This is a genomic window from Pseudomonas corni, from assembly GCF_057128765.1.
Map to the genome: position 1 here is coordinate 92,376 of NZ_JBSKHW010000007.1, position 26,762 is coordinate 119,137.

Annotated in this window: 23 protein-coding genes; 13 read left to right on the forward strand and 10 right to left on the reverse strand. The window is 58.4% G+C overall.

From position 1 onward, the window contains the following. Nucleotides 1-15 precede the first annotated feature (15 nt). The 3 genes from ACWKV9_RS12870 to ACWKV9_RS12880 are packed head-to-tail and all read right to left on the reverse strand — an operon-like array spanning nt 16 to nt 3,794. Nucleotides 16-1,002: an ABC transporter permease gene (locus ACWKV9_RS12870; RefSeq protein WP_483836493.1), complete on the reverse strand. Its 987-nt coding sequence runs from the start codon at nt 1,000-1,002 to the stop codon at nt 16-18. Next, nucleotides 995-2,623: an ABC transporter substrate-binding protein gene (locus ACWKV9_RS12875; protein WP_483836494.1), complete on the reverse strand. Its 1,629-nt coding sequence runs from the start codon at nt 2,621-2,623 to the stop codon at nt 995-997. Before ACWKV9_RS12875 ends, ACWKV9_RS12870 begins: the two co-directional genes overlap by 8 nt. A 22-nt stretch (nt 2,624-2,645) precedes the next feature. Next, entirely contained in the window at nt 2,646-3,794 is a 1,149-nt protein-coding gene (locus ACWKV9_RS12880; RefSeq protein ID WP_483836495.1) for an LLM class flavin-dependent oxidoreductase, read from the reverse strand. Between the two features lie 388 nt (nt 3,795-4,182). Here ACWKV9_RS12880 and ACWKV9_RS12885 point away from each other — a divergent pair, with 388 nt between their 5' ends. The 5 genes from ACWKV9_RS12885 (at nt 4,183) to ACWKV9_RS12905 (ending at nt 8,899) form a co-directional block, all read left to right on the forward strand. After that, nucleotides 4,183-5,205, forward strand: a complete 1,023-nt coding sequence (locus ACWKV9_RS12885) for an aldo/keto reductase (RefSeq protein ID WP_483836496.1) — start codon at nt 4,183-4,185, stop codon at nt 5,203-5,205. A 66-nt stretch (nt 5,206-5,271) separates the two neighbouring features. Beyond that, nucleotides 5,272-6,306: an ABC transporter substrate-binding protein gene (locus ACWKV9_RS12890; RefSeq protein WP_483836497.1), complete on the forward strand. Its 1,035-nt coding sequence runs from the start codon at nt 5,272-5,274 to the stop codon at nt 6,304-6,306. Nucleotides 6,307-6,370: 64 nt separating this feature from the next. Then, the gene (locus tag ACWKV9_RS12895; RefSeq protein ID WP_483836498.1) at nt 6,371-7,252 is read left to right on the forward strand and encodes an ABC transporter ATP-binding protein; all 882 of its coding nucleotides are present in this window, start codon (nt 6,371-6,373) and stop codon (nt 7,250-7,252) included. A gap of 2 nt (nt 7,253-7,254) precedes the next feature. Beyond that, nucleotides 7,255-8,034, forward strand: a complete 780-nt coding sequence (locus ACWKV9_RS12900; protein WP_483836499.1) for an ABC transporter permease — start codon at nt 7,255-7,257, stop codon at nt 8,032-8,034. Next, nucleotides 8,024-8,899: a substrate-binding periplasmic protein gene (locus ACWKV9_RS12905; protein WP_483836500.1), complete on the forward strand. Its 876-nt coding sequence runs from the start codon at nt 8,024-8,026 to the stop codon at nt 8,897-8,899. Before ACWKV9_RS12900 ends, ACWKV9_RS12905 begins: the two co-directional genes overlap by 11 nt. A gap of 457 nt (nt 8,900-9,356) precedes the next feature. On the opposite strand, the gene ACWKV9_RS12910 is transcribed toward ACWKV9_RS12905, so the two are convergent. Then, nucleotides 9,357-9,665 carry a hypothetical protein gene (locus ACWKV9_RS12910; protein WP_483836501.1) on the reverse strand — a complete coding sequence of 103 codons (309 nt, stop codon included), beginning with the start codon at nt 9,663-9,665 and terminating at the stop codon, nt 9,357-9,359. A 260-nt stretch (nt 9,666-9,925) separates the two neighbouring features. On the opposite strand from ACWKV9_RS12910, the gene ACWKV9_RS12915 reads away from it, so the two are divergent. Together ACWKV9_RS12915 and ACWKV9_RS12920 are read left to right on the forward strand one after the other, a co-directional pair. After that, nucleotides 9,926-12,328 (forward strand): AAA family ATPase, encoded by a 2,403-nt coding sequence (locus ACWKV9_RS12915; RefSeq protein WP_483836502.1) that lies wholly within the window; start codon nt 9,926-9,928, stop codon nt 12,326-12,328. Continuing rightward, nucleotides 12,325-14,256 (forward strand): UvrD-helicase domain-containing protein, encoded by a 1,932-nt coding sequence (locus ACWKV9_RS12920; RefSeq protein WP_483836503.1) that lies wholly within the window; start codon nt 12,325-12,327, stop codon nt 14,254-14,256. Before ACWKV9_RS12915 ends, ACWKV9_RS12920 begins: the two co-directional genes overlap by 4 nt. A gap of 252 nt (nt 14,257-14,508) precedes the next feature. On the opposite strand, the gene ACWKV9_RS12925 is transcribed toward ACWKV9_RS12920, so the two are convergent. Next, on the reverse strand, nt 14,509-15,390 hold the full coding sequence (locus ACWKV9_RS12925; protein WP_483836504.1) for a LysR family transcriptional regulator: 882 nt from the start codon (nt 15,388-15,390) through the stop codon (nt 14,509-14,511). Nucleotides 15,391-15,501: 111 nt separating this feature from the next. Here ACWKV9_RS12925 and ACWKV9_RS12930 point away from each other — a divergent pair, with 111 nt between their 5' ends. After that, nucleotides 15,502-15,990, forward strand: a complete 489-nt coding sequence (locus tag ACWKV9_RS12930; protein ID WP_483836505.1) for a GlcG/HbpS family heme-binding protein — start codon at nt 15,502-15,504, stop codon at nt 15,988-15,990. 271 nt (nt 15,991-16,261) lie between these two features. Further along, nucleotides 16,262-16,945 carry an HAD hydrolase-like protein gene (locus ACWKV9_RS12935; RefSeq protein WP_483836506.1) on the forward strand — a complete coding sequence of 228 codons (684 nt, stop codon included), beginning with the start codon at nt 16,262-16,264 and terminating at the stop codon, nt 16,943-16,945. A gap of 148 nt (nt 16,946-17,093) precedes the next feature. Here the strand turns inward: ACWKV9_RS12935 and ACWKV9_RS12940 are convergent, their stop codons facing one another. Both ACWKV9_RS12940 and ACWKV9_RS12945 read right to left on the reverse strand, forming a co-directional pair. Then, nucleotides 17,094-18,752: a sensor domain-containing diguanylate cyclase gene (locus tag ACWKV9_RS12940; RefSeq protein WP_483836507.1), complete on the reverse strand. Its 1,659-nt coding sequence runs from the start codon at nt 18,750-18,752 to the stop codon at nt 17,094-17,096. Nucleotides 18,753-18,909: 157 nt separating this feature from the next. After that, on the reverse strand, nt 18,910-19,668 hold the full coding sequence (locus tag ACWKV9_RS12945; protein WP_483836508.1) for a helix-turn-helix transcriptional regulator: 759 nt from the start codon (nt 19,666-19,668) through the stop codon (nt 18,910-18,912). A gap of 111 nt (nt 19,669-19,779) precedes the next feature. On the opposite strand from ACWKV9_RS12945, the gene ACWKV9_RS12950 reads away from it, so the two are divergent. Both ACWKV9_RS12950 and ACWKV9_RS12955 read left to right on the forward strand, forming a co-directional pair. After that, nucleotides 19,780-20,598, forward strand: a complete 819-nt coding sequence (locus ACWKV9_RS12950) for a carbon-nitrogen hydrolase family protein (protein WP_483836509.1) — start codon at nt 19,780-19,782, stop codon at nt 20,596-20,598. A gap of 154 nt (nt 20,599-20,752) precedes the next feature. Beyond that, nucleotides 20,753-22,078, forward strand: a complete 1,326-nt coding sequence (locus tag ACWKV9_RS12955; RefSeq protein WP_483836510.1) for an APC family permease — start codon at nt 20,753-20,755, stop codon at nt 22,076-22,078. Between the two features lie 226 nt (nt 22,079-22,304). On the opposite strand, the gene ACWKV9_RS12960 is transcribed toward ACWKV9_RS12955, so the two are convergent. Further along, entirely contained in the window at nt 22,305-22,916 is a 612-nt protein-coding gene (locus ACWKV9_RS12960) for a M15 family metallopeptidase (RefSeq protein WP_483836511.1), read from the reverse strand. 62 nt (nt 22,917-22,978) lie between these two features. Further along, nucleotides 22,979-23,203, reverse strand: coding sequence for a hypothetical protein (locus ACWKV9_RS12965; RefSeq protein WP_483836512.1), 225 nt, complete (start codon nt 23,201-23,203; stop codon nt 22,979-22,981). A 372-nt stretch (nt 23,204-23,575) separates the two neighbouring features. Here ACWKV9_RS12965 and ACWKV9_RS12970 point away from each other — a divergent pair, with 372 nt between their 5' ends. After that, on the forward strand, nt 23,576-25,099 hold the full coding sequence (locus ACWKV9_RS12970) for a nucleobase:cation symporter-2 family protein (RefSeq protein ID WP_483836513.1): 1,524 nt from the start codon (nt 23,576-23,578) through the stop codon (nt 25,097-25,099). Between the two features lie 194 nt (nt 25,100-25,293). Next, nucleotides 25,294-26,154, forward strand: coding sequence for a helix-turn-helix transcriptional regulator (locus ACWKV9_RS12975; protein WP_483836514.1), 861 nt, complete (start codon nt 25,294-25,296; stop codon nt 26,152-26,154). Here ACWKV9_RS12975 and ACWKV9_RS12980 read toward each other — a convergent pair. After that, on the reverse strand, nt 26,096-26,683 hold the full coding sequence (locus ACWKV9_RS12980) for a LysE family translocator (protein WP_483836515.1): 588 nt from the start codon (nt 26,681-26,683) through the stop codon (nt 26,096-26,098). The genes ACWKV9_RS12975 and ACWKV9_RS12980 overlap by 59 nt on opposite strands. Between the last annotated feature and the right edge of the window lie 79 nt (nt 26,684-26,762).

Sequence of the window (26,762 nt, forward strand, 5' to 3'; positions counted from 1 at the left end):
ACTTTTGAAAAGGGGTTAATCCACCTGGATTCGCGGGTCTAGCCACGCTTGCAGCAGGTCCATGGACACGTTGGCCACGACCACCAGCATCGAAGACAGCAGCAGGATTCCCAGCAGCAGGTTGTAGTCCCGGGACAAAACGGCATCGAGGGTCAGACGGCCAAGCCCCGGCCAGCCGAACAGGGTTTCGGTGACCGCAGCGCCACCCAGCAGCGCGGCGAAATGCAGGCCGGCGAGGGTGGTGACTGGCAGCAAGGCGTTACGCAGCACATGACGGATGGCGACCCGCGCCGGACTCAGCCCCTTGGCCCGCGCGGTGCGGACGAAATCCTGACGCGACACTTCAAGCATCGAAGCGCGGGTCAGGCGTGCGTACAGGGCGATGTAAAAGGTCGAGAGCGTCAGCACCGGCAGCACGGCGTGTTTGAACCGGTCGAACAGCCAATCCACGCCTTGCAGATCCAGGCCAAGGGTTTCGCTGCCATCGCTGGGCAGCCAGCCTAGAGTGATGGAGAACAGCACCACGGCCATCAAGCCGATCCAGAAGCCGGGCGTCGAATACAGCAACAAAACGGTGAGCGACAGCACCCGGTCCGGCCATCGACCGGCCTTGCTGGCCATGACCGCACCCGCCGCGATGCCGATGATCAGCGCCAATACCAGCGCGCTGACCATCAGCACCAAGGTGTTGGGCAAACGCTCGAACACCAGTTGAATCACCGGTACGTTGAAGCGCGGCGAAATCCCCAGATCCAGATGCGCCAGGTGATTGAGGTAGGCGAGCAGTTGCTGGCCCAGATTCAGGTCCAGCCCGTAGTGCGAGCGCCACTGCGCCAGGGTGGCTTCGGTGGCGCCCCCCGACTCACTGGCGAGCACGTCAACGGCATCGCCGGGAATCAGCCGCAGCAACAGAAAGTTGAGCAGTAGAATTCCGAACACCGTCGGCACCGCTTGCCACAGCGTGCGTCGGGCCAGACGCAAGATCCGCAGACGATCAACCATGGGCAACCGCTTCCCCAGCCACGCGCACGTCAGCCAGGCTGCCATCCAGCCCGTTGCCATCGGACTCGAACCCCGAAACCCGTGTGTTGAAGACCGTCACCTGTTGCTGCATGACCAGCGTGATGTTGGGCAGCTCCTCGATGACGATCTTCTGAAACGCCTTGAACAGCTCGCCGCGTTTTTGCTCGTCGGTTTCCACCGCCGCGCTTTCCAGCAGCCGGTCGACTTCCGGGTTGTTGTAGTGCGAGCCATTGGAGAACGGCAGGCCCTTGCGGAAGTTCTTCGACCAGAACAGGCGCTGCACGCCGACAGTGGGGTCGAACATCGTGCCCATGCCGACGACCGCGAAATCGAAGTCGCGGTCGGTGTAGATGCGCTTGGTGTAGGTCGGGAAGTCCTGGGAGCGCAGTTGTACGTCGATGCCGATCCGCGCCAGGGCCGTGCGGATATAGGCGGCGGTGCGGGCATAACTGTCGCCGTAGGGCAGCGGGTCGAGGGTCAGTGTGAAGCGCGAGGTGCCTTTTTTCGGGAAGCCGGCCTCATCCAGCAGCGCGTTGGCCTTGGCCACGTCGAACGGGTAAGGATCAGGCCCTTCGTAGACATACTGCGGGAAATTCTTCGGAATCGGTGACACGCTGACGTCGGCGTAGCCGTAATAGACGACCTTCTTGATCACCTCGCGGTCGATGGCGTGTGCGATGGCCTTGCGTACTTCGTGACGAGCCAGCAGCGGGTTGTCCAGATTGAACTCAAGCATCGTCGGCGTGATGCTGTAGGCGTAGCCGCGGGTGGTGAATTGCAGTTTCCCCGACTGGGTGATGCGCTTCAGATCGCTGAGCGGCACAGGGCTCTGGCCACCGGCATCGAGGCTGCCGTTTTCGAACGCCGCCAGGCGAGCGGCAGAGTCCGGCAAGACCTTGAGGAACAGCGTATCGACGCTTGGCAGGCTGGCATCCCAATAGTCGGGGTTGCGCTCGTACTCGATGAAACTGCCGCGCTGCCACTGCTTGAAGCGATAAGGACCGGTGCCCACTGGGGCATTGTTGTGCGGGTTGCTCAGGGGATCGCCTGAGGCATACAGATGCCTGGGCAGGATCGGCGTTTCGCTGCCGGCGAAGGCGCGAATCAGATACGGCGCAGGCTTGGCCAGTTTGACGATGGCGGTGTAGTCGTCGGGCGTCTCCACGGTCACAAGGTTGGCGAAGGTGCTGCCGCCGCGTGGGTGATAACGCTTGTTCAGGTCTAGGGAGAAAGCCACGTCCTGAGCGGTGAACGGCTGGCCGTCGTGCCATTTCACGCCCTGACGCAGCTTGAAGTGGTAGCTCAGGCCATCGGCAGCAGCTTCCCAGGCCACGGCCAGACCCGCTTGCGGCGTCAGGCTTTCGTCGTAACGCAGCAGGCCTTCGAGGACCTTGCTGCTGGCCGTGATGGTGGTGCCGGCGGTGGTGTTGAAGGAGCTCAACGATGGCGGCTCGGGGTTTACCAGCAGGCTGAAGATGCGTCGACCTGTGACGGCTTCGGCGGTGGCTGACGCCAGCGCGCTGGGCAAGAAAGGTACGCTTGCGCCCAGCAGCGGCAGGGCGGATAAACCAGCGATGAATTGACGACGTGAGAAGGGCATTGACGTTCTTCCTTGCAGGGATTCAGTGGCGCAAACCGGCTTGATAGAGCAGCGGCAGTACGCGTTCGGCAAACTGTTCAAGGTCCGGGGCGAAGTCGAAGAAGCTCAACTGGATGCCGTCGATGCCAGCCTGCTTGAGGCGCAGGATGTCGCGCACCACCGTCTCGGGACTGCCGACCAACTGGATGTTGCCGCCGACATAACGATGGTCGGCCTTGTGTCCGCGCCAGGCGTGGGCGTCGCTGGCTTCACGGGCGTGTCCGGCCAGGGTTCCGGCGTCGCCTGCGGCGGTGATCGCGGCGTGGTGCTCCCAGGCCTCGGCATCGCTGTCGCGGCAGATCACCAGCGGGTTGATCAGCGTGCGAACCTGCCGGCCATGGCTCAGCGCCGCTTGTTTGATACGTGAGAGGTGGTCGGGCAGCTTGCTCAGGGCGTCTTCGATTTCGGCGCTGCCGGGGCTGGTGGTGAACACGATGTCCGAGTGCCGCGCGGCAAAATCGATACCCGCGCTGGAGCCCGTGGCGTTGACCAGCACCGGGCGACCGAAGCGTGGCTGGACGCTGCTGTAAGCCTCTTCAAGGCGGTAGTAATCGCCACTGAAATCGACATTTTCATTGCTCGCCCACAACTGCTGCACGACGCGAATGAACTCGTCCGCCTGCTGATAGCGCTGATCATGCTCGATGGGCTCATGGCCGAACCGACGATGCTCGCGATGACGATGGCCAGTCACCAGATTCAGGCCCCAGCGGCCGTTGCTGATGTGGTCCAGGGTGGCGCCGAACTTGGCCAGATGCAGCGGGTGCCAGGGGCCGTAAAGCACATGGAGGGTAGAGATCAGCATGATGCGTTCAGTCACCGACGCAAGCGCCGCCTGAGTGATGAAGGCGTCCAGAGATTCGTCGTGATAGCGGATGTCGCCACCATAGCCGCCTTTGCCCAGCCATTCGGCGAGGGCGAATACCAGATCAAAGCCCAAGGCTTCGGCGCGCAATGTTAGTTGCTTGTTGTATTCGAAAGTCCAGTCGGTTTCTCGTGGCAATGCTGAGGCACTCCAGCCACCCGATTGAACGGGAAGAAATAAACCAAGTATGAGCGGCTGAGAAAAAGCGCGGGATAAAGGGCTGTCAGGAAAATCGAGCGGTGAAGAGTAAGAGGACAATAGAAACACTCCGGCGGTGAATGTTGTAAGCAGGCTTTTGCAAACAATATGCCGTCGGTGGAAGTTTCGTGTTTATTTCCCGAAAACAAAGGCTTGTTTGCAAAAATGCTGAAAAGCCTGCTGCGCCGGGCGTTGCGCCGGTTTGATGTCTTCTGCCTGACTGCTGTTGGTGGAGCAACACTTGAGTATTTAGTAAGTCGTCGCGGGAATAACATTAGCTGAAAAAGTTATAGCCAGGGAGGCGGATATTATTGACGGTTAATCCTGTGCGTCATTATTGTCGCCTCGATTTGTTTATTGGCATGTTTGCTGCGTCATCACTGTGCTGAGGTGAATTCTGCAAGTTGCAGAGTTTGCACGTGCCTATCGTTAATTATCTTTGTTGAATGGAGTAGACATGAGCGCTATCGATTATCGGCCACTGGGCCGTCACGGTATTAAGGTTTCACCGTTGACCCTGGGTACCATGATGTTCGGTGGACAGACGGACGAAAACGTCTCCCGCCGCATCACCGACAAGGCGTTCGAGCAGGGCGTCAACTTCATCGATACCGCCAACGGCTACAACGCCGGCGCTTCCGAAGAAGCGGTCGGCCGCCTGATCGCGGCGCGTCGTCAGCAATGGGTGCTGGCGACCAAGTTCGTCAATCCCAACCCTGGCGGTGCTGGCCCGAACAACCTTGGCGCGTCGCGCAACAACGTCATTCAGTCCGTGGACGCCAGCCTCAAGCGCCTGAATACCGATTACATTGATCTGGTCTATCTGCACCGCGAAGACCCGGTAACACCGGTCGAGGAAACAGTGCGTGCGCTGTCGGACCTGATTCGTGCAGGCAAGATCCGCTCCTACGGCCTGTCCAACCATCGCGGCTGGAAGCTTGCCGAGTTCAGCCGTGCCGCCGATCTGTTGGGCGTCGAACGTCCAGTCGCCAGCCAGCCGCTGTACAACCTGGCCAACCGGCAGATCGAGGTCGAGCACCTGCCTGCCGCCGAGTACTACGGCATCGGCGTTGTGTCTTACAGCCCGCTGGCGCGAGGCGTGCTGACCGGCAAATACCTGCCGGACCAACCGGCGCCGGAGGGCACCCGGGCCGGGCGCAACGATGCGCGGCTCAAGCAGACCGAATGGCGTCCTGAATCCCTCAATCTGGCCCAACGCATCAAGGACTACGCTCAGGCTCGGGGCATCACCAGCGGCCAGTTCGCCCTGGCCTGGGTGCTGAACAACCGCCTTATCACTTCGGCGATTGCAGGTCCGCGCACCGAGGAGCAGTGGGACGACTACCTGCCTGCGCTGGAATTCCGCTTCAGCGCAGAAGACGAAGCCTTCGTTGATGATCTGGTGGTCACCGGTCACTCATCGACGCCGGGCTACAACGACCCGAGTCATCCTTTCAACGGCCGCCAGTCGCGGGTTTAAACATCAGCAGTCGCGGATATAAACAACGCCATCAGCCAGCCGCCTTCGGGCACGGGAAACACCAACATGCAAGAGCACAACAGCCGCAGGGTCTTCATCAAACAGGTTGCGCTGCTCAGCGCTGCCGGTGCGGCAGGCTTGATTCTGCCGGGCTGCGACAAACCGGCCAAAGTCGTCGATGGCGCCCCAGCAGTGATCAAGCAGCGCTCCGATCAGGTCGCAAGCTTCAAGTATCCGGACAACCCGTCCTTCGATCTGGTGTATCTGGCCGACTCGCTGGGCTACTTCGAAGGGACGCGCACGCGGCCCAACTACATCGGCAAGATCGCTGCGCCTCAGATCATCCCGCTGGTTGGCACCGGCGAGATCGATTTCGGTTCGCGGATGGTGCCGTTGGTGATCTCGGCCATCGCCAGCGGAATGGATCTTAAAGTGGTGGCGGCAGGCGGCAAGACCCTGCAGGAGGCGCCGCACATGAAGTACTTCGTGCGTGCCGATTCGGGGATCTTCACGCCCAAGGACATGGAAGGTAAAACTGTCGGCTTCAACAGCTTCGGTGCCTGCGCTGAGTTCGTGACCAAGAAATACCTGCGCGAGCATCAGGTGGACGTCGACAAGATCAACTGGGTCGTGATCCCGGACAACCAGGGTGAGCAGACGCTGGTGACCCGCAACATCGACATCGCGATCATCCACCCGCCAGCCTCGGGCGGTGCCGAGCACAACCCCGAACTGCGCAAGCTCTGGAGCGATTACGATCTGGACCAGGGCCTCGGCGGCATGGCGCCTTACAGCGGTTTCGGCAAGTTCATTCGCGCCAATCCCGAGGCAACGCAAGACTTCGTCGCCGCCATCGCCAAGGCCGCAAACTGGGTAAACGCCAACCCGGATGACGCACGCAAGATCGTCTCCCAGCGCATCGGCACCAAGCTTGAACTGGTGGAGCGTTATGCCTACATCGACGACCTGATCGTCACCGAACCGCCGATCCAGTACTACATCGACATTCTGCAGAACGAGAAAAAAATCCAGTCGGGCGCCGTGTCGGTCAAGGACGTGTACACCAACGAATTCAACCCGTTTGCCAAGGCACGCGCGTAAGAGCAGGCCCGATCTGAACCTGTTCCCAGACAATTGAGATGTTCAAGTTCTATCAGGAGTGGCAGTGCACAAAATTTTCGCATCAGATGTACACATGGAGTACCAGGCGCAGGACGAGGCAGGGCGCAGTGAACGGGTCCAGGTGCTGAAGGGCTTTGACCTGCAGGTTCGTGAAGGTGAATTTCTGTCAATTCTTGGCCCGTCCGGCTGCGGGAAATCGACCTTCCTGAACATCCTCGCGGGGTTGGCGAACAAGACTGGCGGCACCCTGGAAGTCGACGGCAAACCTTTAAAGGGCATCAACCGTAATCAAGGCGTTGTGTTCCAGGGTTACGCCTTGCTGCCTTGGCGTACCGTGCTCGACAACGTTGCCGTGGGCCTGGAGATTCGTGGCGTTGGCAAGGCCGAACGGCTGGAAAAGGCTCGCCAATACATTGATCTGGTGGGCTTGAGCGGCTTTGCCTCACGCTATCCCCATGAGCTGTCTGGCGGCATGCGTCAGCGCGTGGCGATTGCCCGCTCGCTGGTCTACGAGCCGGACGTGCTGCTGATGGACGAGCCTTTCGCCGCCCTTGATGCGCAAACCCGGGAAAGCCTGCAGGACGAACTGCTACGGATCTGGGATCTGCACAAGAAAACCATCGTGTTCATCACTCACAGTCTGGACGAGGCGATCTTTCTTTCGGATCGCGTCGCTGTAATGACCCCGCGTCCGGGCCGGATCAAGGAGATCATCGACATAAACCTCGAACGACCGCGACTGCCGCAACTGCGCAACAGCCACGCTTTCGTGCAGTTGCGTCAGCAGGCGTGGACCTCGTTGCGCGAAGCCATGGGCGGGGCAGTGGATGACAGTTCCGGTGACAGTTCCGGACAGGATGAATTGGCCCGGCACCAAAGCTGGCAACAGGTTGCGCAACGCAGCGGCTATCGGATCGGGGTGTGAATATGGCATGGAATAAAACCTCGCGCAGGGTGCTCGACAGTTCGATCGGCATCATTGCGTTTCTGGCTTTGTGGGAGGCGTTGCCGCGTCTGGGCGTGGTCAATCCCGGCTATCTGAGCCCGCCGTCGCAAGTGTTTCAGGCAATTTTCGACATGGCCGGCAACGGTCAACTGGTCAAGCACTTGCAAGCCAGTCTGATCCGCTCTCTGGCCGGTCTTGCCCTCGCCATCGTCACTGGCGTGACACTGGGTTTGCTCATGGGCTGGTTCGCCCGACTGGAACGGATTCTCGACCCGCTATTGCAGTTCTTCCGGCAGACCTCCGCGCTGGCGCTGTTTCCGGTGTTCATCCTGTTTCTGGGCATCGGCGAGATGTCCAAGGTCGCGATCATCTTCTGGGCGTCGTTCTGGCCGATCCTGTTGAGCACCATCAGTGGCGTGAAGCAGGTCGACACGTTGCTGATCAACTCGGCATTGTCTATGGGCGCCAACCGACGGTTTCTGTTCCTGAAAATCGTCCTGCCTTCGGCGTCACCTTCGATATTCACGGGCGTGCGTCTGGCTGGCGCCTATTGCATCACTGCGCTGGTCGCGGCCGAGATGATCGGCGCGCATTCCGGGCTGGGCTTCCTCACGCTCAATTCCCAAGAGGTGTTCCAGATTCCAAGCATGTACGCCGGCATTCTGCTGCTGGCTGTCGTCGGATTGCTGCTCAATTTTCTGTTGGCGCTGCTGGAACGACGCTTCACCCGCTGGCGCCGTGGGCTGAAACATGCCGGGTAGACGAGAGGCAGGACGGGCCCGGCAGAGCCTGCATTACGCTCTGGCCTTGCTGGTCAGCGCTGCAGCGGTCTGCTGGCTGTGGTTGCTGCCGATGCTCGACGAGCCAGACCTCAAGGGCGGTCCGCTGTTGCAGGCTGCGCGCAGCAATCAGGTGCTGCGCATTGGCGTGCGCAGTTACCCGCGACCGACCTACAGCACGGAAGCGCTGGTGGCCGAACCCGACGAAATGGACGCCGAACTCGCCGCTGCGCTGGGTCGTTACTTGGGTATCAGTGTGCGCCTGAGCGCCATTCCCAACGAAGACCTGTCGGACTACCTGCAAAAAGGTGAAGTGGACGCCGTCCTCGTCGGCAGTCTCGACGTACCGTCGCTGAATCAGCAGCGGGCCGGATTGAATGAACTGCCACGGCCTTATAGCCAGGGCGCCTTGCTCAGCCTGCGCAATGCGTCGTCGCCTGCGGGTTCCGGGCTGAAAGGCCAGAGCGTCTGCGTCGCATTCGGCAGCCCCTGGGCCAGGACGCTGGAGCATCAGGGCGCTCGATTGCTGACGTTCCCTTCGAACATCCGCGCGGCCTCGGCATTTCTGGCGGGGGACTGTCGTCTGCTGGCCGATGAACGCACGGTGCTGACCAGCCTGCTGCAAACCCCCGACTGGCGTTTCTATCGAATGCTGCCGGACACCCTCCAAGCCAGCACCGACGCCAGGATCTACCTCGCGAGGCCTGACCAGAAAAGCCTGCGCGTGCTGCAAGCCGGGCTGCGCGACTGGCAGTCCCGAGGCGGCCAGGTTCGGGCATGGGATCTGCACAGCAACGCGTTTCTGGTGGACAGCATCAAGGTCGGTGACGGGCTGGTCTGTCACTGATCGGCCAACTCACGGATTTCACTGTTGCGGGAGCACCGGGTTAGCAGTTTTCAGAATGACCCGGCCTGCGCTCAGCGCGTTCGTGACGTTGTTGCGACAGTCTCGGGTATTGAGAATGTGCATTGGGACGAGACAGCCTCGATGGCTGCGGAAGACTTCGCTTACATGCTCCAATCCTGGCCCGCGCCTATCTTTGGTTGGGGGTTGATGGAGCGCAAGCTTCACGGCCCTTGCACTATCTGTCCTACGATTTCAATGATGCGCGGACCTCCCTGGGAGGGCGTCTGTTCACTGCGATCCTGATTTTCTACCAGGATAGCTAACTCAACTCCCCCGTTAGCAGCATTGACCGTTTTTGGCCGATTTCTGCCTAACGTGGGCAGGCAGTTATCGGGCATAAGCGGACAGTTACGCAAAGTTAGCAACCCTTCCTTTAAGCTTGATGGCGTCTACGAAACTAGGGGCGATTCACACCCTTATCCTCAATCATCTCAAAGTAGGTGCCGCAGGGGCTGATTTTGGTTACAGCTCCAGACAGCAATGTTCCGTCTGGTAGAATAATTTGCGCATAACTGATAGCAGGCGATTTCAGCAAATCCACACCTAAGTTAGCCACTTGGACGCTCGTTTTTTTGGCTAGTTCTCGACAGATCAAAATCGGCTGGGCCGAGTACTTCGCCTGACGGCCGAGACCAGGGGCGATACCATAGGTCAGCGTAAGGTAGACCTCGCAAGATATTTCTGTTGGTAACTCGTTGTTTTTCATCATTGTCTCCTACTTCTTCTTGATTGGCATGGCCTCAAAATCGCCGCTGCTACGATACGTGAAGTGATGTATGTATGAGTAAGGACGTCGTTATTTAGACGTTGATGTGCTGACTGGAGGTTTAGCATGGCGTGCGCTATATAAGTCTCCTCTCGGCATCCGCACATAGATGCTGTTAGATTCACGAACGCTCAAAGGAAAGCAGCCGGCCTGTGTGCTCAGCACCAAGTTGTCCCGGCCACACTTAGGAAGAGGTGATCATGAAGCTACAGGCATATCGGCTGCAGAACTATCGCCGACTGCGCGACGTCGTCATTGAGCTTGACGATGAGATTTCCATCTTCGTTGGCGCCAACAACAGCGGCAAGACGTCTGCCGTCCAAGGCCTGTACTCGATGCTCCGTGGCGAAGCGAAGAAGTTCGAACTCTTCGACTTCAGCGCGGCGTTGTGGGCCGAGATCGACGCCATCGGCAGGACGCCTCCAGGCGATGAGGACGCGCCCAAGCAGTTGCCGTCCATTCTTTTGGATCTCTGGTTCCGGGTCGGTGAAGACGACCTCGCCACTGCAATGTCGCTTCTTCCGAGCACGGAGTGGGACGGTAAGTGCGTCGGGATCCGGGTGGCGTTCGAGCCTCAGGACGCCCATGCACTCGTCCGGAAGTTCCACGAACTGCATGAAAAGGCTAACAACGCTGCGAACGCACTGGTGGCCAGACGCAGTGTAGGCGCGGAGGCAGGTGCGGAAAATGCGGCGGCGGTGGTAGCGGATCCCGGCGAATACAAGCCCTGGCCGGAAAGTCTGACGAAGTACCTCACCAAGGAACTGAGCAAAGAATATACGTTTCGCTACTACGTGCTCGATGAGCGCGCATTTGTCGGCTATCAGCCAAAGGAAGTTGATTATGCGCCGCTGCCCCTAGGCAAGGAGCCGGGTGGCGCGGCGATTCTCAAGTCTCTGGTGAGGGTGGACTTCTTACGCGCGCAGCGGCACCTCGATGACCCGGATGCTGGCAGCTCCGACCGCGCAGAGAGCTTGTCGCGGCGTCTGAGCCGTTTCTATCACCGCAATCTGGAGAAGCGTGGCGACGACCATGCAGCGCTCAAAGCGCTCGATACCTCGGAGAAAGAACTGAACTTCCACCTGAAGGAAGTCTTCAGCGACACTCTCAAGCGTCTCGCCAAACTCGGCTATCCAGGCGTCAACAACCCCGAGATCGTGATTCGGGCGGCCTTGGATCCGACCACCGTCCTGGGGCAGGATTCCAAGGTTCACTACGTGGTTCCTGGTGCGATCACCGCGCAACTGCCCGACAGCTACAATGGTCTGGGGTTCAAGAACCTAGTCTATATGGTGGTTGAACTCCTCGACCTGCACGAGCAGTGGAAAGCCGAGGAAGACAAGCGGGCGCCACTGCATCTGGTCTTCATCGAGGAGCCTGAGGCGCATCTGCACGCTCAGATCCAGCAGGTCTTCATCAGGAATGTTTTGCGCCTCCTTGAGGATGCCAATGATCACGCAACGTTTTTCCACACGCAGCTCGTTGTCACCACGCACTCCCCGCACATTCTCTATGAGCGCGGGTTCTCTCCCATTAGGTACTTTCGCCGTGTTAGCGACCAGTTGGACCATAACACCGAGGTAAGGAATCTCTCGCTCTTCAAGACGTGCGCGGCCGACGCTCCAGCGCGCGAATTCTTGCAGCGGTATCTGAAACTGACACACTGCGATCTCTTCTTTTCCGATGCTGTCATCCTGGTGGAGGGCAATGTCGAGCGCCTGCTCTTGCCAGCCATGATCGAGACGGCGGCCAAGCGCCTGCGTTCCTCCGCCCTAACCATCCTTGAAGTCGGTGGCGCGTTCGCGCATCGGTTCCAGGAATTGATTGCCTTCGTTGGACTTACTACGCTGGTCATCACGGATCTGGACAGCGTAGCGGTCAAGACGGATGCCGAGAATGCCGCCGAGCAAGACACAGGAGCCGGTGCCGTCGACGGAAATAACGAGGAAGACGACCTGAAGCCCTTCGAGCTCGAAGACGACGACGAAGCAGCACCGGGCGGCAAGAAGAAGTCCAAGAAGCGTGGCAGCACCTGCCATGCTCACGTGGAGGGTGCGTTCACGTCCAACCAAACCCTTATCAGTTGGATCCCTAAGAAACGGTTGGTTGCCGAACTCTGGGAAGTCACGGCGGAGCAAAAAACGCTGTCGCTTGCCGAGGGGACCAGCGCTGAGGTTCGGGTGGCCTATCAAACCAAGGTTTTGGTGACGGTGGGTGCCACGACATCGCAGCTCTGCGGCCGCACGCTTGAGGAGGCCTTCGGTCTTGAGAACTCCGACTGGTGTCAGGCTGAGGCTAACCGCTCGGTCGGACTCAAGCTGAAGCGCGCACCAAACAGCCCTGAAGAACTGGCTGAGAAGTTGCACCAAAGGGTGATCGGCAAGAACTTCGACAAGACTCGCTTTGCGCTGGAGGTCCTCGCAAGCGGGCCGCTCAACTGCTGGAAAGTCCCCACGTACATCGCCGAGGGCTTAGCCTGGCTCGAAACCAAAGTGGCCCACGAGATTGAGGCAGACGCGGCTATTGCCAACGAGGTCGCGACAATTGAGCCGACTGCAGCCGGTGTCGTCGCCGTTATTGCAGGCGCGGGGCAGACGACATGAGCAGACGAATTGATAGCCCAGACACCGACGCCGACCGCGAGATCCACGCGTGTATTGCTGAGACTCCCCCGCAGCCGTTCGTGGTCCGCGCCGGCGCAGGTTCCGGCAAGACCACCTCCCTTATCAAGGCGCTGGACTGGGTGATCTCAGAGCACGGCGCCAGCATGCGGGCGAAGAAGCAGAAGGTCGCCTGCATCACATATACGGACCTCGCCGCCAAAGAAATCTTGGCGGATGTCAACGACGACCCGCTGGTTCATGTCTCGACCATCCACAGCTTCTACTGGTCTATTACCAAGACGTTTCAGGCAGACATTAAGGTTTGGCTACAGAACGACATCCGCAGGCGGATCACCGAACTGGAAGAAGAATTCAAAAACTACAGCTCGCGTGTCCGGCAGACTACACGCGACAGGAACAAGGCTGACCAAGAGCGTTATGCCCGAAGCCTTGAGGCTATTGCTGGCGTCAAGACATTCAACTACGGCGTGGGCAGTGACTACGCGAAGGGCGTCCTCGGCCACGAGGACATCCTTCAGCTCGCCGATTTCCTGCTGCAAAATCGCCCGCTGTTCCGACGGGTCGTAGCGCTGAACTTCCCGTTTGTGTTCATTGACGAGAGTCAGGACACGTTTCCGAGCGTAGTGAAGTCCTTCAAGGAAGTGGAAGCCCAGATGCGGCGCAAGTTCTGTCTCGGTTTTTTTGGCGACCCGATGCAGGCGATTTTCATGAGAGGGTCGGGGGACATCCCGCTTGAGGACCATTGGCGGGCTATCACGAAACCAGAGAATTTTCGCTGTGCGAAGCAGATCCTTGACGTTGCCAACGCCGTGCGCGCGCAGGGCGACGGCATGGAGCAAGTCCGCGGGCTGCACGAAAGGGTTGATGGAGAACTCAAGCCGGTGGAGGGCTCGGCCCGGATGTTCGTCCTGCCGAACACGCTGAACCGAATTGAGACCCTGGCGAGAATCCGGGCGTGGAGCGCGGCGACGAACAACGACGGGGGGTGGACGACCCCAGACATCGCGCTCAAGATTCTTGTCATCGTGCACCGCATGGCTGCAAACCGGCTCGGCTTCGGTGGCATCTACTCGGCGCTGAACGATAAGACATCGGAGGGCATGAAGCAGGGAATGCAGGATGGCACCGGCTGGCCCGTTCGACCGTTCCTAAGTTTTGCGCTACCGATCGTTGCTGCCGTGAAAGCCGGCAACGAGTTCGCGGCGATGAACCTGCTCCGGAAGTTCAGCCCGCGTCTGGCGCCAGGGGCTCTTACCGGCCGACGTGCCGCGGCTGTATTGCGAGAGCTGCACGCTGCTATGTCTAGACTTGTCGCCATGCTGGACGAGGCAGGGACCACCATTGGTGACATAGCACTCCATCTCTGTGACACGGGGCTTTTCGAGTTCGACGATCGCTATGCGCGTGTTCTCGGATTTGTCAGGGATGTTGCCGACGCTGCCCAGGAGCCCGAGGCTGCTGATGCAGTTCCGGCCGAAGGACTATCCTCAGATGCGGCAATGGCCAAGTTCTTCAAGTGCTCTGCACAAGAGCTTTGGCCCTATGAGCGCTATGTCTCAGAAGGGTCTCCCTATGCTACACAGCACGGTGTGAAGGGAGCGCAGTTCGAACGCGTCATGGTGGTGATGGACGAGGAAGAAAGCGACTACCGAACGTACAACTACGAACGTGTCTTCGCGAGCGCTGAGGCCCGTGATGCAGATCGTGCACGAGCACTAGGCGGTGATGAAAACACTTGGAGCCGAACGCTGCGATTGCTTTACGTCTGCTGCACTCGCGCCCAGCGGGGGCTGGTACTAACGTTCTTTGTCGCCGATCCGACGACCACCTTGGAAAATGTCGTGGCTAGCGGGATCTTGCCGCGAAGCGCCGTCTTTACACAGGAAGTGTTAGCTGGATGGCCATAGACAAATGATTGCCTGACCTACTTGAAGCAAGAGCCGAGCGGTAGGCTCCCGCCGTGGCAAGTGGTAGCTACCGGGTGGTAACTCTGCGGGTGTCATCGACCGCGATTGGCCGTTTTCTGCCCGTCGTGAGAGTCAGAAAACGACCCAAAGCTGCCGGTCAGTCGCGGCAGAGTTCGCCCACCAAAAAACGCGGATTGTCTGGCAACCTTCCGTGGCATTTCTTCCTGTGCACGTCGCCGAGCAGCGCTTTTTCTACAAGCATTCATCGGTCTCAAGAATCTGGCTAATCAGGTTGCAAACAATTGGCAATTTTTCATGACGTCGAAACAAAGCCCCTACCTCTGAAAAAATAGGAGGCCCGGCTATCTCCCTGAAAACCACATTGGGCAGTCGGACAGTTTGAACCAGAACGCTGGGAATCACCGCTAAGCCCATGCCCAGTGCCACCTGTGTCAACACTGCGACCAGACTTCCTGGAACTGAACCAACGCATGGATCGAATCTCCCGCGCTTGGCCACCTCACGCAATCCCAACTCTTGTTCAGGTAACACAAACACCTCACCCGCCAGCGCGCTTGGGGGAATGTCATCATCTGTCTTTGCGAGGATATGATTAGCCGGCAACGCAAGGCAGAATCGGTCCCGGGCCAAAATACGACTGGAGATTGCGTCGGGTAGATGCACCGGCATCCGTACAAAGGCCACATCAATCCGACCATCCTCGAGAAGTGCAGTGAGCTGCTCGGTAGGGAGCTCTTTGGTGTTCACCATGACGTCTGGCCACCGATTGCGAAAGCGCTGAACCTGGTTCTGAAGTACCCCGAAAAAAGCGGCTGAACCCACGTAGCCGATTTCTACTCGGCCGACTTGGCCTCGGCCTGCACGTTGGCCCACGCTAACAGCTCTCTCAAATTGTTCCAAAGCAGAGCGCGCTTCTGTCAGGAACGCTTCCCCAGCTGGCGTCAATGCGACAGACCGCTTTGTTCTATTGAAAAGCCGAGCCTCCAACAAGCTCTCTACTTCCTGAATCTGCGCAGTCAGCGTTGGGGCAGATATGCCCAAGTGCTCGGCCGAGCGTGAAAAATGCAGATTTTCCGCAACGGTGACAAAGGAGCGGAGGTGGCGAATATCCATGACAGTACAACCTAGTATTCAGATTTTCTGAATTATAAAGCTGTTCTGCTTTGTTGTTCCGAATTGTCACCCCTGTTCCAATCAGTGCACTCAATACACCAGGAGTTCACTATGTTCCGTCTTCCTCCCATCGCAATCGCCTTGGGTCTTGCTGGATCCCTTGCGCTGTTCTCTGTGCCAGCAGCAGCAACAGATTTGCCCAGTCAGCCAGTTCTGACGCTTGCCGCCGCTCAACAGATCCTCACGGCAGCGCAGACAAAAGCGCAAACGGCGGGGTGGCCGTGTGTGATCGCAGTTGTCGATAACGCCGGTTTGCCTATTCTCCTCGCTCGCATGGACAATGCCGCTGTGCCGGCAGGTGTCGAACTGGCTCCCGGAAAAGCGCGCACCGCCGCTCTATTCCGACGCCCCAGCGGCGCGTTGGAAGATGCCATCAACGGCACCCGACCTGCCGCGATCACCGCCCAAGGCTTTGTGCTGATGCGTGGAGGTTTTCCGATCATCGTCAACGGACACACCGTTGGGGCTGTTGGGGTATCTGCGGACACACCACAGCACGATGAGGAGATCGCTCAAGCCGGTCTAGCTGCATTCAACTAAACGCCTTTTTCCAAGAAATGTAGTAATTGCTCTCGCTATCGAAAGAGGCTCCCTTTGCCATCGCGATGCTGATTTTTCCGTAAGCAGGCTGGCGACTGTCGCCTTACCTTGAGCGCGCGGGCACCTTGGCACTGGGCCTCTTGACCGTTGCACTGGGTAGCCTAATTCCGATGTTTACCGCCGTTCAGCTATGGACTGTTGCGCGGAAAACGAAGCGACGTCCAGAGCCCCGCAATCTAGCTGGAACCCTGCCACACGTGAGTAAAATTCCATGTCGACAAACCAGCTGAAAATTGGACATCCGACAGAGACAGACGCAATTATTTTTGACCTGGATGGCACGCTTGTCGATTCCGCAGGCGACATGACAGCGCAACTGAACGCCATTCTGATCGAGAGGGGTCTTGAGCCCCTCCAGGTCGCAACAGCTTCGGTCTTCCTGGGTGACGGAATGCGCTCATTTGCCAGGCGGGCGTTTTCCTTACGGGGAATGACTGATATGGAAGACGCGATCGATACCTTTATCTGGCGCTACGAACACACTGACCACCCAATGACAGCACCCTATGACGGGGTAATCGAAGGCCTTCAGGCGTTGCGAGAAGCGGGGTGGCAACTATCTGTCTGTACGAATAAAGACGAGTCGATTGCCATCGATATTCTCAAGCAAACCAATCTGTTGAAGTTTATGGATGTGGTTTGCGGAGGAGATACCGTGGATTTCAAGAAGCCTGACCCCAGACATCTAGGTGCATTAGTTGCGCGTGCCGATTACAGGAAGCTTCCCAAGATAATGATTGGAGACAACAGGAACGATTTCGAAGCCGCCCGTGCATACGGAATACCCTTTGCTTTTGCCAGTTGGGGCTATGGTGCTCTGCCTGACGATTGCAAAGCCGTTAATCTCTTAAAATTCAGAAATATTCTCGGCATCGTTGGATTACCTGCGCATTGAATACCGCCTGCTAATTGCTGGTTCCATTTCGACGCTGCCGGCCCGCTGCATGTCGCGAGCGGTTGGGGGCGACCGTCCGCTTTTGGCCGTTACCGGCCAGTCAGCACGCTCCTACATAGCCGACTCGCCAGGCGCGGCTCTATAGTGCCTAGGGTCTGGTCTCGCTGGCCAAGGTATCTGCCAGTCCGCCCGCCGGGTAAAACTGCGCTTGGGATTTGCCGGCCCGTTTGGCCCGATACAGTGCTTCATCGGCCTGTGCCAGGGCGTCAGCAAAATCACCCTCGGACCACACTGCGCCACCAACGCTACAGCCAATCCTGATCACCGCGCCCGCGAGCGTGACCGGCTCTGCAATCGTTTTGATGATGCGTTGCGCAGCGCTCTGCACATTTTCCAGTGACTCGCCCGCTTTCAGTCGCAGCAGTAGAACGAACTCGTCACCGCCGTGGCGGACTGCAATATCGCCATCGCGTACGGTGGCCGACAAACGCAGCCCCACTGAATGAAGCAGTGCATCCCCAACAGCATGACCAAAGCGATCGTTCACGGGTTTGAAGCCATCGAGGTCCAGGCATAACACGCCGAAGGCAGGGTGTTGGCCGGGTTCATCTCGTAGACTCTTGACGTAGTTTTCCAACGCAGCACGGTTGGGCAAACCCGTCACGGTGTCGCGATAGGCAACGCCCTTGATGAGCGCCAACTGACCCTTCTTTTGCGTCAGATTCTCGACCAGATGCCGAATGACCATGCTCAGCTTTTCAACTTCCAGACTGCCTTTTACCAGCGGAATGTCGACGTCAGCGCCCTCGGAGAGGCCTGCGGCCGCCTCGGCGATCTGGTTGAGTGGTCGAGTGATGACCCCTGCCACGAACCATCCCAGCACGGCGAAGGCGATGGACAATAGACTGCCCCACAGAAGGATTTCAGCGCGCAGTCCGTTTGCCTCAGCAAAGGCGACTTTTGCGGGCTGACGCGTCACAACGGTCCAGCCCAGCCCAGGGTACCCATCGATACCCATGCTTTGGGCAGCCCCCACCACGTAGGTGTTGCCATCCTGCCATTCGCTGACCGTCCAGCGGATGTTGCTGTTTTGGTCAATGCTGGCCTCACTGGGTTTGCCGATCAGTTGTTTTGGGCCGAGCAAGACAACGCCGTCTTTGCTAATGACCAAAAACTCCACACCCGGAAGACTTTTCTTCAACGGCTCGAACATGGTTCGGCCTATTTCTGCCGCCCACTGCCAAGACAGGTGAGTACCTAGTACGCCGATGAAGTTTCCTGCCTTGTCCCGCACCGGCATGCTGATATCGACGAACTTCATGGCTTCACCCGATGGGTTGGGCAAGAGCTTTGCGAGCATCACTGCTTCATGCACGTCGCCTACGAACGTCTTATCCTGCCCCTCCATGAACACGGGCCGGTGCGCGATGCTGACCCCTTCAAGCAGACGGCCTGTCGAGGCGACAACCATACCTTGGGCGTCTGTGAGGCCGATCCATGAATAGCTGGGGAACTGAGCGTTGAGGTGGTTGAGCAGGCTCCGGGCTTCTGCGACGTTCTGCGGGTTGCGCAGTGCCTCCAGTGCGCTCAGCACGCTGAGCTCCTTGGCACGGCTGTTCATGTCACGATCGAGACGGTCAATCATCGAAGCTGCGTATTCCGCCAGCTGATGCCCGGTCTGCTCTTTTTGCCTGGAAATCGCCGACGCGCCGATGACACTGCCGAAGATACAGGTGATGACCAGCACGGCGAGCGCGACAACGACCGCGAATTTCGTTCGCAGGCTTTGGAAGGGGAGCAGCTGCATGATCAATCGCCTGGCAGGGTCAAACGCCTTCGATCCCTGGCATTCTTAAGAAGGCTATCGGCGAGCATCACGGTTTTCTTAAGGAGCTTTTCGACCCATAGCAGACGTTGGCCAAAAATCGCCTTTCAATTACCGACACTCAATACTTTCCTCACCATCACGGCGACAAAAACGAACAAAACAGTTCTGACTGAGTGTTAATGCCCAGCTTGCTGTAGATGTGCCGACGGTGAGTTTTTACCGTATCGACCGAGATGTCTGACAGGTCCGCGATGCGTTTGCTCGAATGGCCGCTGAGCATCAACTGACAGATATCGAACTCTCTTGGTGTCAGCAATGCTCGCAAATTTTCAAGCCCCTGATGCGACTGCGATCTAAGCGGCTGCGGATCGGGCGGGCTGTGCGCCATGTGTTGGCGGATCAGAGCATCCATCCACCCCTGGAATAGCGTCAGCTGTGCGATTTCATCGTTGCTGATGGGCGTGCGTGAGCCGAACGACAGGCAGACGAGTTGCCGGTCGTCTATGCGGCAGTTGAACTGGATTTCGTCGGCTACCACGTTCAGCCGGAAGTACCGCTGGTAGTACTCGGTCTGTTCGAAACAGTCGGGCGCTACGTCCCGTAGTTGGAATAGCCCGCTTTGCGCCTGTTCGCAGTTGACCCGGTAAAACGGGTCGACCAGATAAATGCCGCGCAAGTAGTCCTGAAACAGCGGGTCGGGGCCGCCATCCTCGGCCGGTGATTCATCGAGCAGGCAAGGGCGTGCGTCGAGAAAGAGCAGGGCGACCCAGTTATCGAATTGCAGCACGTCGCTGACCCTTCGAACCACCGTCTGCCAGAAATTCGGCTGGCCGATGGCGCCAATCAGGATGCCGAACGTTCTATGCCAGGCGATCTCATGCAGTGTCGGTGTCATTGTCACTCCTAGGGATTACCCACGACGTGTGATTCCCCTTCGCCAGCGGGCGTTGATAATACCCTACGAAATGTAACCGGCGTCGGCCGGAGTTATGGGGAGAAACCACACATGAATGTCGAACTTGCCCAAGTTACCGGTCGCGATGGGGATGTCGAGTACAACCTGAACCGCACCCTCGCCCTGATCGACGCATGCGCATCGGATACCGAGCTTTTGGTGTTGCCGGAAACTTACCTGACCGGCTTTCCCACCAAAGCCAACGTCGCGTTCATTGCCGAACCGCTCGACGGGCCTACGCTTGCCCGCGTTCATCAGGCGGCGAAGGCGCGAAATATTGCGGTCGCGGTCGGCATCGCAGAAGTTCATGACGGCCGGTTCTTTAATACGACAGTGCTCATCACCCCTGAACACGGCATCGCGCTCTACTACCGCAAGACTCATCTGTGGTCGGGCGAGCGTGATGTATTCCAAGCGGGTGACCGGATGTCGACGGTGATGTGGAAGGGAATACGCGTGGGGCTGATGATCTGCTACGACATCGAATTCCCTGAACCCGCCCGCGCACTCGGTCAACTGGGCGCGCAGTTGCTGATTGTCACCAACGGCAATTTTGATCCCTATGGCCCGACACACCGCACTTGTGTCATGGCCCGTGCACTGGAAAATCAGGCCTTTGCGGTCATGGTTAACCGCGTGGGGCAGGGTGACGACGGTCTGGTGTTCGCTGGAGGCAGCGCTGTTGTCGACCCGTTTGGCGATTTGCTGGTCGAGGCCGGGCGTGACGAAGCGACCCTGCGGCTCTCCCTTGATATGCAGCTGCTGGGCAAGGCACGCGAACCCTACGTTTACGACCATCACCAGCGCATGCGACTGAACGGCGAGATCGTCGAAGTCGGGGAGCGCCGCGAACTGATCATCAGCCAATGACCTGACCGCAAACTCATTCAACCCTAGGCCCTGGCGATGGATTGAATGCGCTTACCGCTACCCCCCCAAAAAATAATAGCTGTTGATTTTCTTGCCACTGCCATACATCCGGCTCGCCTCGCGCGGACGACTAAAAATATTATCGGAGACGTTAATGGCTCACTTAAAACGCACTTTATCGCTCAGCACATTGGTCATTTTCGGGGTAGGGCTGATGACCCCGATCATCGTCCTCGGCACCTTCGGCATTCTTGCTCAAGCAAGCGGCGGCCATGTGCCCATGGCGTACCTCGCCGCGCTGGTGGCGATGCTGTTGACCGCGATCAGCTACGCCCATATGGCCAAGGCGTTCCCGGTATCGGGCTCCTCGTATACATATGTGAGGAAAGCCATCGATGCACGGCTGGGGTTCATGACAGGCTGGGCGATTCTGCTGGATTACTTGTTTCTGCCGATGGCGATCTGGTTGATCGGCACCGCCTATCTCAACTCGGCGTTCCCCGAGATCCCGCAATTCGTCTGGCTGTTGGCGTTCATTGCGCTGACCACCCTGATCAACATCTACGGGCTCAAGCTGGCGACAGCAGTGAACATCCTGTTGCTGTTGCTTCAGGTGCTGATTCTGGCCGCGTTTATCGTGCTCTGCGTTCATTACACGCTGGGTGATCCCTCCAAGCCGCTGTTTACCCTGGCACCGTTTGCCACAGGTGGGGCGCACTGGTCGATGATCATGAGCGGTGCTGCGATCGCCTGTTATTCCTATCTGGGATTCGATGCGGTGAGCACCCTGACCGAAGAGACCCACGACCCCGAGCGCAATATGCCGCGGGCGATTCTCTGGGTGACCCTAATCGGCGGTCTTATCTTTGTGGGCACCTCCTATGTAGTACAACTGGCCGAGCCTTCGTTGCAATTTGCCAATGTCGACTCGGCCGCCTACGAGATTGCCAAGAACATCGGTGGCGATCTTTTCGTGTCGATCTTCCTGATCGGACTGGTGATCGGACAGTTCACCTCGGGCATCGCTGCACAGGCCAGCGGCTCGCGACTGCTCTATGTACTGGGGCGAGATTCGGTGTTGCCCAAAGGCTTTTTCGGCTATCTGTCGCCGCGTTTCGGAACGCCGGTGGGCTGCATTTTGCTCAGCGCTGTAGTGGCATTACTCGCGCTGAAAATGGACGTGACCACCTCGACTTCATTCATCAATTTCGGCGCGTTTCTAACGTTCATCATGGTCAATCTGTCGGTCATCTTCCATTACTGGATCGGGCAGAAACGGCGCGGTTTGAAGGCGATGATTCTATATGTTCTGTTGCCGCTGGCCGGCATGGCGGCCGATCTCTGGCTGATGTTCAGCCTGGACTCCAATGCTGTCGAGTTGGGGCTGTCCTGGCTGGCGATTGGTTTCGTGTACCTGATGTACCTGACAGGCGGTTTGCGTCGGCAACCCCCTGAGCTGACGATGGAGGATGCGATCTAAATCTTCTTTCAAACGCGGGTTGCCCTGAAACGAAAAATGCCAGTCGGCGCAACCGACTGGCATTTTTTTGGGTGTTGAAATCAGCCTTGGGCGAATGAGGTGGATTTTCGAAGTTCATTTGGCATTAATGCCAACGGCGGCACGGGCTTGAGCTTTCACCGTATGCCGTCACTAGCTACGACACGTTCGCGGGCAAGGGCGCTTTGCTGGAATCCTGGGGCGCAGTTCAGACAAATACTTCCTTATTACCCGACTTGCGCTCGCGAAGGTTGGCGAGCATCTCACGCTCCGGCATTGCCAGGGCCCAGGTGGGTCGCAGCTGGAAGTGCGGCATGTCTTTGAACGTCTTCCATTTGCCGCCCCAGTCCAGGCCCAGTTCCTGGCCAAGTACGCCAACTGCTGCGTACTTGGGCGATTCACCGAGATAGTCGCGGCCTTCGAACACGCCGACGTCGAAGGCGATGCCGAAATTATGGTTGGAGAATCCGCCTTTGGCGTTGGTAACGCGATTGTCGGGGGGCACGACGGTACGACCTTGAGCATACAAGTGATGCTGTTCTTCATAGGTACGCAGCCCGCTGATGATCTTGATGGTGATGCCCGCGGCTGCGGCGTTTTGAACCAGCGCCCGGGCGAAGGGCCGCACTTCTGGCAGCAATGTGGCGATGCATTTCTCGCTGCGCGGGTCCACGGTGGAAATAACCAATGCATCGGCCGCCACCGGGACCGGCCCGACGACATGCTTGTGAATGGCTTCCCAGGTCTGCGGCCCGGCCCGGCCATCGCTGTCAATGTTCAGTGCTGTTTGTACCGCTGCGATCATTTCTTGGATTTTCATTGCTGTGCGCTCCGGGAAAATGTCGGCTGCAGGGCACCGACGCGTTGACAGGTCTGCCAGCGTTAGACGACGGCCTGCTCAAGGATCTGGCTCTTGCAGTCGGCCCACATACCGGCAGGTTTGTATTGGTTGGCGCGGGCGCAGGTCTGGTAGAAATCCTTGTCGATGGACGAGGCGCCGGACAAGGTCTCGCGTGAGGATTGGGCGAATTGTTGGACCGCTTCAGTGGTGACGCAGCCGCTGAGCATCGAGGCAAACAGGCAGGCAAGCAGAGCCATGAATCGCATGACGGACCCCTGTAAATTCAAGGCCCCACTCATTGGATGATAGGAATGGCGGGGCGCGCATGAGTGACTGTCGACTGCAGGCACTAAGGCTTCTCGAATCGCGTCCGGAAGGAACGCACAGGCTGAGGAAGCGTCATCTGACATGGATGTTTAATTGACGTTAGTCGGGGTGACGGGTTCTGTCCAATGGCGACGGGAGCTGAAGTGACCATGGGCCGGTTGAGGCGTTTGGTTGCAAAAAACTGATAGCCCATGTGCCCCGAGTCCAGCGTTTGGAATCGACGTCAGCAGAATTATTGTATACAAAGTAATAGACATTATTCGAAGATATTGAATACAGTGCCTCACAACAAAAATGTGGGTACCACTATCATGATCGAGTCCCCGACTACCGCTGTCCGCTGCGAAGATAAGAACCTCGGCCTATTCGCCAACATGGCGTACGGGCTGCAGCATGTGTTGACCATGTACGGAGGCATCGTCGCGGTGCCGCTGATCATCGGCCAGGCGGCGGGGCTTTCTCATGCCGAGATCGGGCTGCTAGTAGCCGCGTCGCTTTTCGCTGGAGGCCTGGCGACACTGCTGCAAACACTGGGCGTGCCGTTCTTCGGCTGCCAACTGCCCCTGGTTCAGGGTGTGTCGTTTTCTGGCGTTGCCACCATGGTGGCGATTGTCGGGAGTCAGGAAGGCGGCGGTATCCCATCGATCCTCGGTGCAGTGATGGCCGCTTCGCTGATCGGCCTGTTGATTACCCCGGTGTTCTCGCGCATTACCCGTTTCTTCCCACCTCTGGTCACCGGCATTGTCATTACCACCATCGGCCTGACGCTGATGCCGGTAGCCGCGCGCTGGGCCATGGGCGGCAACAGCCACGCCGAAGACTTCGGCAGCATGGGCAACATCGGCCTGGCGGCGCTCACCCTGGTCTTGGTGCTGGTGTTGAGCAAAGTGGGCAGCGCTACCGTCTCGCGTCTGTCCATACTTCTGGCCATGGTGATCGGCACGGTAATCGCTACCTTACTGGGCATGGCTGACTTCACTACAGTCAGCCAAGGGCCGATCTTTGGCTTGCCGAGTCCCTTCCATTTCGGGGTGCCGACCTTTCATTTGGCAGCGATCCTTTCCATGTGCATCGTGATCATGGTGACGCTGGTAGAAACCTCGGCCGATATCCTGGCCGTGGGTGAAATCATCGACACCAAGGTGGACGCCAAGCGGCTGGGCAACGGCCTGCGCGCCGACATGCTTTCCAGCCTGCTGGCACCGATCTTCGGTTCGTTCACCCAGAGTGCCTTCGCCCAGAACGTCGGTCTGGTGGCCGTCACCGGGGTGAAAAGCCGCTATGTGGTTGCCACCGGCGGTGTGTTCCTGGTGATTCTGGGCTTGCTGCCGGTGATGGGCAGGGTCATCGCCGCTGTCCCCACCTCGGTGCTGGGGGGGGCTGGCATCGTGCTATTCGGCACCGTAGCCGCCAGCGGTATTCGCACGCTGTCGAAGGTCGACTATCGCAACAACATGAACCTGATCATCGTCGCCACCTCCATCGGTTTCGGCATGATCCCTATCGCGGCACCGAACTTCTACGATCACTTCCCGACCTGGTTCGCCACCATCTTCCATTCCGGCATTAGCTCGTCGGCGATCATGGCCATCGTCCTCAATCTGACGTACAACCACTTCACCGTCGGCAACTCCGACCAGCAGTCAGTGTTCGTCGCCGGTACCGAGCGCAGCTTGCAGTACCGCGACGTGGCAGCGTTGCGTGATGGTGACTACTTCAGAGGCGGTAAGCTGTATAACGCTGACAACAAGGAGATTCCGCTGGTGGGCGAACCCCACGGCGCGCATGCCACTGCGCAGCGCGAGGCACTGTCGCCCGCTTCGGAGCATTCCTGAGAAAGTTGTCGCCGCCGACAGCGGCTAAGGCGCGCATTGCCAGCGGATCGGCGTTGGCAATGCTTGCGACCGGCCACAAGCCGTATGTCGCAGCGCTCCTGACTATCGCAGCGCCGAAGGATGGAGCAAAGCGGGGTTGCGAGCCTTGATCATTTCAAGCTACAACCAGAAGCATTCCGACGATCCGAGCATTTATGTCTCACTACTGGCGCCACCCCGTCGTCCCTCATATCGAGATCCGTAACGTCGAGGACGGTCGCACCTTCACCCATGGGCGACATTCCCACACGACCTTTTCCATCGGCGCGATCATGACGGGGCAAAGCACCTATCTGCATGGCCACAGCAGCCGTCCAATCGCCAGTGGAAGCGTGGTCATCATCAACCCGGGCGTGGTGCATGCGTGTAACCCGTTGCACGACCAGCCATGGGGTTATCGGATGTTCTATGTCGATACGAACTGGCTGGGTTCGTTACAACAGCAAACAGGTATCGACGCGGGGGGCGGGTTTGTCCCTTTTGAAGAGAATTACAGCAATGATTCCACTTTGTTTGCCGAACTGGACACGCTCTACTGCACCCTGACCGGAATCAACACGACACCGGAAAACATGCAGGATGCAACGCAGGATTTCTTTCAGCGACTGGTTGCACGACTGACGCCGACCAGCAGTCATGATGCCAGTAGCCAGCGCAAGGTTTCCGATGCTGCAGACTTTATCCGCGAGCACTGCATACAGTCTCTTAGCGTGGAGGAAATCGCTGCGGCGGTGCAGCTTTCGCAGTCCTACCTGATTCGTACTTTCAAGGCTCACTACGGGCTGACGCCCCATGCGTTTTTGATCAACTGTCGCCTGCAATTGGCTCGCGATTGCTTGCGCCGTGGCGACGACATCGCCCAAGTGGCGGCCCACGTTGGCTTTGCGGATCAGGCCCACCTGCAGCGCCTTTTCAAACGCACGCTAGCAGCCACGCCCGGGCAATACCGGGGTTTGGTCACTCTAGCAACAGATAAACGGCGCAACCCGCCAGCAATGCGGCCATGCCCCGATTAAACCAGCGGACCGCGGCGGTGTGCTTCAGATAGCCGCGCAGTGAGGCGCCGGCCAACGCCCAGCAAGCAAGTGACAGCCAGCAAATCACCAGATACAGCAGGGAGAACAGCCACACCATCAGTACGTCGCCATCGGCCACAAAAGCGCCCATCCCGGCCAAGGAGGCGAGCCAGGCCTTGGGGTTAAGCCACTGCATCAGTGCCCCGTTAAGTGCAGAAGGTATGGGCTGCTCCTGCTCGGTGTTCAGTCGGCCGTCGTCGCCAGCCAATTGATACGCCAGATACAACAGAAAGACCACGCCAGCGATACGAATCACCTGGGTCAACAGCGGCCACTGGCGCAGCACTTCATTGAGCCCCAGCCCGATCAGCAAAAACAGCAGGATAAATCCTAATGTAGCGCCGGTGACATGGGGCAGCGCGGCGCGCAGGCCGTAGCGCGCTCCGCAGCCCAAAGAGACAATATTGACCGGACCAGGGCTGATGGAGCAGGCGAGAGCAAAAGCGGCCATGGAAAAAACAACGTTCATGAGAAACCTTCAGTACTCGTAAGTGAGTCCAGAAAGTAGAGCCAAGCGATAGAACGGTATTGAAGAAAATTGACCTGCA